General features: G+C 44.4%; 3 protein-coding genes, 22 tRNA genes and 2 rRNA genes (1 of these 27 cut by a window edge). 1 reads left to right on the forward strand and 26 read right to left on the reverse strand.

The window, feature by feature from the left end:
• Positions 1–2: 2 nt before the first annotated feature.
• Together ISX45_RS12705 and glgB are read right to left on the reverse strand one after the other, a co-directional pair.
• Entirely contained in the window at positions 3–1,154 is a 1,152-nt protein-coding gene (locus ISX45_RS12705; protein WP_220129361.1) for a glucose-1-phosphate adenylyltransferase, read from the reverse strand.
• Positions 1,105–3,036, reverse strand: a complete 1,932-nt coding sequence (gene glgB, locus ISX45_RS12710) for a 1,4-alpha-glucan branching enzyme (RefSeq protein ID WP_374058285.1) — start codon at positions 3,034–3,036, stop codon at positions 1,105–1,107. The genes ISX45_RS12705 and glgB overlap by 50 nt, the downstream gene beginning before the upstream one ends.
• Before the next feature lie 212 nt (positions 3,037–3,248).
• Here glgB and ISX45_RS12715 point away from each other — a divergent pair, with 212 nt between their 5' ends.
• Positions 3,249–4,190, forward strand: coding sequence for a cation diffusion facilitator family transporter (locus ISX45_RS12715; RefSeq protein WP_181554831.1), 942 nt, complete (start codon positions 3,249–3,251; stop codon positions 4,188–4,190).
• Between the two features lie 720 nt (positions 4,191–4,910).
• Here the strand turns inward: ISX45_RS12715 and ISX45_RS12720 are convergent.
• The 24 genes from ISX45_RS12720 to ISX45_RS12835 form a co-directional block, all read right to left on the reverse strand.
• A tRNA-Glu gene (locus tag ISX45_RS12720) sits at positions 4,911–4,982 on the reverse strand.
• A gap of 23 nt (positions 4,983–5,005) precedes the next feature.
• A tRNA-Ser gene (locus ISX45_RS12725) sits at positions 5,006–5,098 on the reverse strand.
• A 3-nt stretch (positions 5,099–5,101) separates the two neighbouring features.
• Positions 5,102–5,176, reverse strand: a tRNA-Asn gene (locus tag ISX45_RS12730).
• A gap of 102 nt (positions 5,177–5,278) precedes the next feature.
• Positions 5,279–5,355, reverse strand: a tRNA-Ile gene (locus tag ISX45_RS12735).
• A 9-nt stretch (positions 5,356–5,364) separates the two neighbouring features.
• Positions 5,365–5,435, reverse strand: a tRNA-Gly gene (locus tag ISX45_RS12740).
• Positions 5,436–5,453: 18 nt separating this feature from the next.
• Positions 5,454–5,526: transfer RNA gene (locus ISX45_RS12745), tRNA-His, on the reverse strand.
• Between the two features lie 7 nt (positions 5,527–5,533).
• Positions 5,534–5,609 (reverse strand) — tRNA-Thr (locus ISX45_RS12750).
• A 57-nt stretch (positions 5,610–5,666) separates the two neighbouring features.
• Positions 5,667–5,742 (reverse strand) — tRNA-Phe (locus ISX45_RS12755).
• Positions 5,743–5,768: 26 nt separating this feature from the next.
• A tRNA-Asp gene (locus ISX45_RS12760) sits at positions 5,769–5,844 on the reverse strand.
• Positions 5,845–5,852: 8 nt separating this feature from the next.
• Positions 5,853–5,929: transfer RNA gene (locus ISX45_RS12765), tRNA-Met, on the reverse strand.
• A 20-nt stretch (positions 5,930–5,949) separates the two neighbouring features.
• Positions 5,950–6,042, reverse strand: a tRNA-Ser gene (locus tag ISX45_RS12770).
• A gap of 16 nt (positions 6,043–6,058) precedes the next feature.
• A tRNA-Ile gene (locus ISX45_RS12775) sits at positions 6,059–6,135 on the reverse strand.
• Between the two features lie 11 nt (positions 6,136–6,146).
• Positions 6,147–6,223 (reverse strand) — tRNA-Met (locus tag ISX45_RS12780).
• 14 nt (positions 6,224–6,237) lie between these two features.
• Positions 6,238–6,313: transfer RNA gene (locus ISX45_RS12785), tRNA-Ala, on the reverse strand.
• A gap of 18 nt (positions 6,314–6,331) precedes the next feature.
• Positions 6,332–6,405, reverse strand: a tRNA-Pro gene (locus tag ISX45_RS12790).
• A 10-nt stretch (positions 6,406–6,415) separates the two neighbouring features.
• Positions 6,416–6,492 (reverse strand) — tRNA-Arg (locus ISX45_RS12795).
• A gap of 3 nt (positions 6,493–6,495) precedes the next feature.
• Positions 6,496–6,581, reverse strand: a tRNA-Leu gene (locus ISX45_RS12800).
• Positions 6,582–6,587: 6 nt separating this feature from the next.
• Positions 6,588–6,662, reverse strand: a tRNA-Gly gene (locus tag ISX45_RS12805).
• Between the two features lie 14 nt (positions 6,663–6,676).
• Positions 6,677–6,761: transfer RNA gene (locus ISX45_RS12810), tRNA-Leu, on the reverse strand.
• A 5-nt stretch (positions 6,762–6,766) separates the two neighbouring features.
• Positions 6,767–6,839, reverse strand: a tRNA-Lys gene (locus ISX45_RS12815).
• A gap of 8 nt (positions 6,840–6,847) precedes the next feature.
• A tRNA-Thr gene (locus ISX45_RS12820) sits at positions 6,848–6,923 on the reverse strand.
• Positions 6,924–6,933: 10 nt separating this feature from the next.
• Positions 6,934–7,009 (reverse strand) — tRNA-Val (locus tag ISX45_RS12825).
• 10 nt (positions 7,010–7,019) lie between these two features.
• A 5S ribosomal RNA gene (gene rrf / locus ISX45_RS12830) occupies positions 7,020–7,136 on the reverse strand.
• Between the two features lie 128 nt (positions 7,137–7,264).
• A 23S ribosomal RNA gene (locus ISX45_RS12835) occupies positions 7,265–8,076 on the reverse strand; it runs 2,115 nt beyond the window's last position.

Here is an 8,076-nt window from a genome sequence, read left to right on the forward strand (position 1 = left end):
GCTCATCCTTTCTCAACCTTTTCTAAATTCTGAGCTTGTAGCCATTCCTTTGTAACAAGAAGAATATCGTCAGAACAAATGGTCATACCGGATGGAATTTCTATATCTGACGGAACAATGGCCTTTTCAATATATACATTCTCTCCAATCACCGTATCCGGCATAATGACACAATCTTTTACCACCGCGCCTTTTTGAATGTGAACCCCTTGAAACAAAACAGAATGCTCGACACTCCCTTCAACAACACATCCTTCATTAATGAGCGATTCAGTCACAACAGCATCACTAGCAATATATTGCGGTGGTTGATTCGGATTGACAGAATAAATACGCCACGAGTGATCAAATAAATTCAGCTCACTCTCCTCATTGAGTAAGTCCATATTGGCTTCCCATAAACTTTTGACCGTTCCGACATCCTTCCAATATCCCTTAAACGGATAAGCAACAAGCCGCTTCTTTTCGCTTAACAATAGCGGGATTACATCTTTGCCGAAATCATGGCTTGAGTTTGGGTTAGCATTATCGATCTGTAAATATGCCTTTAAAATCGGCCAGTTAAAAATATAAATTCCCATCGAAGCAAGATTATTCTTTGGATTGGCTGGTTTCTCCTCAAATTCGATAATCTCCATCTGTTCATTCGTATTCATGATTCCGAATCGGCTTGCTTCCGACCATGGCACTTCAATGACGGAAATAGTCACGTCCGCATTTTTTTCAATATGGTAATCCAGCATTTTCGCATAGTCCATTTTATAAATATGATCCCCTGACAAAATCAACACATATTCTGGGGCGTATTGTTCGATATAATTGATATTTTGATAGATGGCATGTGCTGTTCCCTCATACCATTTCACACCAGATGCTTCTGAATAAGGAGGAAGTACGGTAACGCCGCCATTTCTTCGATCCAAATCCCAAGCACTACCGATACCAATGTAGGAATGGAGCAGAAGAGGTTGGTATTGTGTTAACACCCCCACCGTATCGATGCCGGAGTTGGTGCAATTACTTAGAGTAAAATCAATGATTCGATATTTCCCACCAAACGGGACTGCTGGTTTCGCAAGATTTTTCGTTAATGAGCTTAAGCGGCTACCTTGCCCTCCGGCCAACAGCATAGCGACGCACTTTTTCTTTACCATCACTGTTTCTCTCCCCTCGTTTTCTCATCGGTCGTAAAATCGAAATGCCAAACGGCGGAATAGTCATGCGAACATGATATGGTTTTCCATGAAACGGCTCTTCTATAGCCATCATAGGTTTTTTATTGATGCAACCTGTTCCTCCAAATAGCTCTGCATCACTGTTGATCGCCTCTTTATAGGTGGCAAGTAAAGGGACTCCTACCTTGTAGTCATGATAAACTTTGTTTGTGAAATTACAAACAACAATCAGGATATCATCAGCTTGTGCCCCTTTGCGAATAAATGAAAAAATACTTTGTTCAGCATTATGGACATCTATCCATTCGAAACCTTTCGGAGAATGATCCAGTTCATAGAGCGGCTTATGGCGCTTATAAAATTTTAGTAGCTCTTTAACATATGCATTCATTTTTCGATGCATGTCAAAATCAAATAACATCCAGTCCAGTTGTTCTAAATCCTTCCATTCATCAAATTGTCCAAATTCTCCACCCATAAACAACAATTTTTTCCCGGGATGTGTAAGCAAATATCCATACAGCAAACGCAATTGCGCAAACTTTTCCTCATACGTTCCCGGCATTTTGTTCAGTAACGATCTTTTCCCATGCACTACTTCATCATGAGAAAACGGCAAAATAAAATTTTCTGAATACGTATATAATAGCGAAAATGTTACTTTGTGATGCACATGTTGGCGATGTTCCGGCGCTGTTTCCATATATGTTAACATATCGTTCATCCAGCCCATGTTCCATTTGTAGTTAAAACCTAACCCACCTTCATACGTTGGTGCCGTGACGCGCGGCCAATCTGTAGAATCTTCCGCAATCATTAAAATGGCTGGGTCATATGCAAAGACCGTTTCATTTAACTTTTGTAAAAACTCTACCGCGTACGGATTTTTATGTAACGCGTCACTGTTTGGCCAGTATAACATATTCGCTACCGCATCAACACGAAATCCATCCACATGAAAATATTCCATCCAAAATAATGCATTCGAAATCAAAAAACTGCGAACTTCAGGCTTTCCTAAATCAAAATTTGCCGTTCCCCATACGGAATTTTCCCGATCTTGCATATTCGCATATTCATACGTTGGTTCCCCATCAAACATATATAACCCATGAGCATCTTTACAAAAATGTCCAGGAACCCAATCCAAAATCACTCCGATCCCCTGCTGATGACAGCGATCAATAAACATCATTAAATCATGAGGCGTACCGTAACGGCTCGTTGCTGAATAATATCCCGTTCCTTGATATCCCCATGAACGGTCAAACGGATGCTCCACTAAAGGCAACAGTTCGATATGAGTAAACCCTTGCTCCAGAACATAAGGAATTAACTCATCGGCAAGTTCTTGATATGTATAAAAACGCCCATCTTCTTTCTTTTTCCACGAGCCTAGATGTATCTCATAAATAAACAGCGGTTGATCGTAAATTCGTTTTCGCCGCTTTTTTCGCTGCCAAGCCTGGTCGTTCCATTTATAACCTCTCAGATTGTAAACAATCGAAGCTGTATTCGGGCGCAATTCCGAATAAAATGCATATGGATCTGCTTTCAAAAAAACATCCCCATGTCTAGTAATAATTTCATACTTGTATAGATGACCTTCTAGATTTTCAGGAATAAAAATTGTCCATACCCCTTGTTCGCTTACTTTAATAAGGTCAAAATTCACACCATTCCAGTCATTAAAACTTCCGACTAATCGAACTTCGCGAGCATGTGGTGCCCACACACAAAATCGTGTTCCAGTGACACCATTCTCTTCGATGACATGTGCACCAAACAGCTCATAACTTTTATATAAGCTCCCCTCATGGAACAAATGAATCTCAAAATCCGTTGGACTTGTTGCGATCAAAGAGCATCGCATCCTTTCCTAAAATTTTTTACAGTTGATACATATATTCCACATCAAGAATTAAATTCCTTGATAAAAACTTTTATATTTTTTGACAACTTTCAACACAAAAAAAGAGAATCAACATATTTTATACATAAAATCGATTGCATTTTAGAAAGAAATTATTTATAATTAATATTAGATAATAATAATTATAAAAGAGGTGTCCTATGGTTCAATACGATTATCATCATCTTCCTCACGTAAAAGTACAAACAAAATCAAAGAGAACTTTATGGATTACTCTGATCTTAACTTTATGTTTTACATTGCTCGAAATAGTGGGAGGCTTCCTTTCGAATTCCCTTGCATTACTTTCTGATTCGGCTCATATGGCCTCTGACGTGTTGGCTCTTGGCCTTAGCATGGTTGCTCTTTATTTAGCAACACGACCGCCAAATAAAACATTCACATTTGGATATTTGCGTTTTGAAATCATTGCATCATTTTTAAATGGTCTTACTCTGGCAGTCATTGCCGTGGGAATTTTTATAGAGGGGATTCAACGTTTCATTCATCCTGAACACATCAATTTCCGATTAATGCTAACCATTGCGTCAATTGGATTGCTCGTGAATCTTATATTGACCATTGTTCTTAGCCGAAGTACAAAAGAAGAAGAAAACTTAAACGTCAAAAGTGCGCTATGGCATTTTATCGGAGACCTTCTCAGTTCTATCGGGGTCATTATATCAGCCATCGTCATCTACTTCACTGATTTCTATTTTTTCGATCCATTCATAAGTATGGTTATTGGTGCAATCATCTTTATAGGCGGCGCTAAAATCATTCGTGAATCGTATCTCATCCTAATGGACTCTGTCCCAGAAAAATTCGATCTTGAAAAAATCCGTGCGGACATTCACCGCGTAGAGGGAGTAGAGGACGTACATGACATGCATCTATGGGCTATTTCATCGGATCATTACTCATTGACAGCCCATGTTTTTGTGAATGAAAACATTCAACCTCTTTGTATCATCCTAGCAATCAACGAGATGTTAGAAAAAAAATACGGGATTAAACATACAACCATTCAAATTGAACATGCTTCGCTTCATCATCACGGGGAGTATGGAAAGCAATTTTTGCGTCGAAAATTAGAAAATTAACTTATCCACCACTTCACTGGATTTTAGGGAGAATTTATAACGGACAGCAGGAAAAGAATGAGAAGCCAGATAATCTGTTTTTATAATGAATGGCAGTATAAAATTATATAGACATGTTTTTTCCAAATATTAGCCATAACGGTTGGAGTAAAACTAAATCGGGATATGATGCAATTCCGCACTTTCATATAATGAGGGTGAGGCGAGGAGACATATTCATTTATGGAAAGACGAATATTTAATAGCATAAAATCCCTACGTAAAAAAGATGTTGCTATAGAAGCAAACAAGAAAAGGAGTATAAGGTAATAACTAAGATGAAAAGTCACTTATAGTGGAGAGCCGGGAAGATGAATCCCTCTTCTCCCTAACTTTTTTCATTACTATATGTAGAGAACACTATACACTGATAAAGTTAAAATCTAAATCCCTTTACCTCCATATTATCAGCGCCTCTTGTAGAGTTCACCGCCTCTCTCCAAGTAATCAACGAAACAGTGACAATCAAGATGATTCCCGGCCTCCTTCATGATGTTTAATTTTATCGGATCTTGAAGTTTGTATAGCTCTTCACTCTATATTACTCTTTGGAAGTCTTGAATGCTTTTGCATAAAGCTAGTTGATATGATTTCTCTGAAGTTCGAAGTTCAGATCTCGCCTTACATCTATACCGCAAAAAGAAAAAGCACCGTGATTATGTATCACGGTGCTTTTTAAAATGACCCGTACGGGATTCGAACCCGTGTTACCGCCGTGAAAGGGCGGTGTCTTAACCACTTGACCAACGGGCCAGAACATATAAAATCTGCCTGCATGGCGGAGAAGGCGGGATTTGAACCCGCGCGCCGCAAAAACGCGACCTAACGGTTTAGCAAACCGTCCCCTTCAGCCACTTGGGTACTTCTCCATATGGCTCCGCAAGTAGGATTCGAACCTACGACCTACCGGTTAACAGCCGGTTGCTCTACCGCTGAGCTATTGCGGAATATTTATAAAAAATTGATCTTCATTCTTTAATAAGCTTTTTACACAGTTGTCCATCTCTCAATAAGTCAATTTAACGAGAATATGATAAAGTGATTTAATATGGTGGGCCTAAGTGGACTTGAACCACCGACCTCACGCTTATCAGGCGTGCGCTCTAACCAGCTGAGCTATAGGCCCGTTTCGAAAAGCGGGTGATGGGAATCGAACCCACGACATCAGCTTGGAAGGCTGAGGTTTTACCACTAAACTACACCCGCATAGAATAGTTTTAGTAGGGCGACTAGTGGGAATCGAACCCACGCATGCCAGAGCCACAATCTGGTGCGTTAACCACTTCGCCATAGCCGCCATCAAATGGTGCCGGCTGCAGGACTTGAACCCGCAACCTACTGATTACAAGTCAGTTGCTCTACCAATTGAGCTAAGCCGGCAAAATTTGCAGCCAGTTTGGATATACTCACTAAATCGATCAATATTGACTATAAAAATGGTGGCTCGGGACGGAATCGAACCGCCGACACAAGGATTTTCAGTCCTTTGCTCTACCGACTGAGCTACCGAGCCATTATTGAGCATTAACATATGATATATGGCGGTCCCGACGGGACTCGAACCCGCGATCTCCTGCGTGACAGGCAGGCATGTTAACCACTACACTACGGGACCAATTTCATTGGTTGCGGGGACAGGATTTGAACCTGCGACCTTCGGGTTATGAGCCCGACGAGCTACCAGACTGCTCCACCCCGCGGTAATCAAAGGATTGTAGAATGGCGGAGGAGGAGGGATTCGAACCCCCGCGCGCCTTTCGACGCCTCTCGGTTTTCAAGACCGACCCCTTCAGCCAGACTTGGGTACTCCTCCATATATTTTACTAACATGGTGGACCTTGTAGGACTCGAACCTACGACCGGACGGTTATGAGCCGTCTGCTCTAACCAGCTGAGCTAAAGGTCCGAATCTTTTAATGGTAGCGGCGGAGGGAATCGAACCCCCGACCTCACGGGTATGAACCGTACGCTCTAGCCAGCTGAGCTACGCCGCCACAAGGACAAATTATGGTGGAGCCTATCGGGATCGAACCGATGACCTCCTGCGTGCAAAGCAGGCGCTCTCCCAGCTGAGCTAAGGCCCCTTTTTTATATCCAAATGATCGGGAAGACAGGATTCGAACCTGCGACCCCATGGTCCCAAACCATGTGCTCTACCAAGCTGAGCTACTTCCCGCTCCGATAAATGGCGCGCTCGAGAGGATTCGAACCCCTAACCTTCTGATCCGTAGTCAGATGCTCTATCCAATTGAGCTACGAGCGCACATGCCGAGGGCCGGACTCGAACCGGCACGGTAGTCACCTACCGCAGGATTTTAAGTCCTGTGCGTCTGCCAATTCCGCCACCCCGGCGATGTATGGAGCGGAAGACGGGACTCGAACCCGCGACCCCCACCTTGGCAAGGTGGTGTTCTACCACTGAACTACTTCCGCACGTCTTGCGAGGATGGTGCGGGTGGAGGGACTTGAACCCCCACGCCGTGAGGCGCCAGATCCTAAGTCTGGTGCGTCTGCCAATTCCGCCACACCCGCAAAAGTGAGCCATGGAGGACTCGAACCTCCGACCCTCTGATTAAAAGTCAGATGCTCTACCTGCTGAGCTAATGGCTCATTTTCGATGGTGCCGGCTGCAGGACTTGAACCCGCAACCTACTGATTACAAGTCAGTTGCTCTACCAATTGAGCTAAGCCGGCTTCATATGTATGGTGGAGGATGACGGGATCGAACCGCCGACCCCTTGCTTGTAAGGCAAGTGCTCTCCCAGCTGAGCTAATCCTCCATTATCTATCGCCTAGCGACGACCTACTCTCGCAGGGGCGCTGGCCCCAACTACCATCGGCGCTGGAGAGCTTAACTTCCGTGTTCGGGATGGGAACGGGTGTGACCTCTCCGCCATTGTCACTAGGCAAAATATCGAATTGGACAAGTATGATTATAACGAACCTATCGGTTCTGTCAAGAACTTTTTTTGTTCTCTCAAAACTAGATAACCGATATCCATGCAAAGAAGCGAACGCTCGGCTTCACCTTTTTCTTGGTTAAGTCCTCGATCGATTAGTATCCGTCAGCTCCACGTGTCGCCACGCTTCCACCTCGGACCTATCAACCTCGTCATCTTCGAGGGATCTTACTCGCTTGATGCGATGGGAAATCTCATCTTGAGGGGGGCTTCACGCTTAGATGCTTTCAGCGCTTATCCCTTCCGCACATAGCTACCCAGCGGTGCCCCTGGCGGGACAACTGGTACACCAGCGGTGCGTCCATCCCGGTCCTCTCGTACTAAGGACAGCTCCTCTCAAATTTCCTACGCCCGCGACGGATAGGGACCGAACTGTCTCACGACGTTCTGAACCCAGCTCGCGTACCGCTTTAATGGGCGAACAGCCCAACCCTTGGGACCGACTACAGCCCCAGGATGCGATGAGCCGACATCGAGGTGCCAAACCTCCCCGTCGATGTGGACTCTTGGGGGAGATAAGCCTGTTATCCCCGGGGTAGCTTTTATCCGTTGAGCGATGGCCCTTCCATGCGGAACCACCGGATCACTAAGCCCGACTTTCGTCCCTGCTCGACTTGTAGGTCTCGCAGTCAAGCTCCCTTCTGCCTTTGCACTCTACGAATGATTTCCAACCATTCTGAGGGAACCTTTGGGCGCCTCCGTTACTCTTTGGGAGGCGACCGCCCCAGTCAAACTGCCCACCTGACACTGTCTCCCACCCCGATCAGGGGTGCGGGTTAGAATTTCAATACCGCCAGGGTGGTATCCCACCGTCGCCTCCACCGAAGCTGGCGCTCCGGCTTCTCAGGCTCCCACCTATCCTGTACAAGCGATACCAAAATTCAATA

The organism is Thermaerobacillus caldiproteolyticus (assembly GCF_015326725.1).
GTDB classification, from domain to species: Bacteria; Bacillota; Bacilli; order Bacillales; family Anoxybacillaceae; genus Thermaerobacillus; species Thermaerobacillus caldiproteolyticus.

Excerpts from the sequence above, each read along its gene's own strand:
- ISX45_RS12705 (WP_220129361.1), bottom strand. The coding sequence starts at position 1,154 with ATGGTAAAGAAAAAGTGCGTCGCTATGCTGTTGGCCGGAGGGCAAGGT.
- ISX45_RS12715 (WP_181554831.1), top strand. The coding sequence starts at position 3,249 with ATGGTTCAATACGATTATCATCATCTTCCTCACGTAAAAGTACAAACA.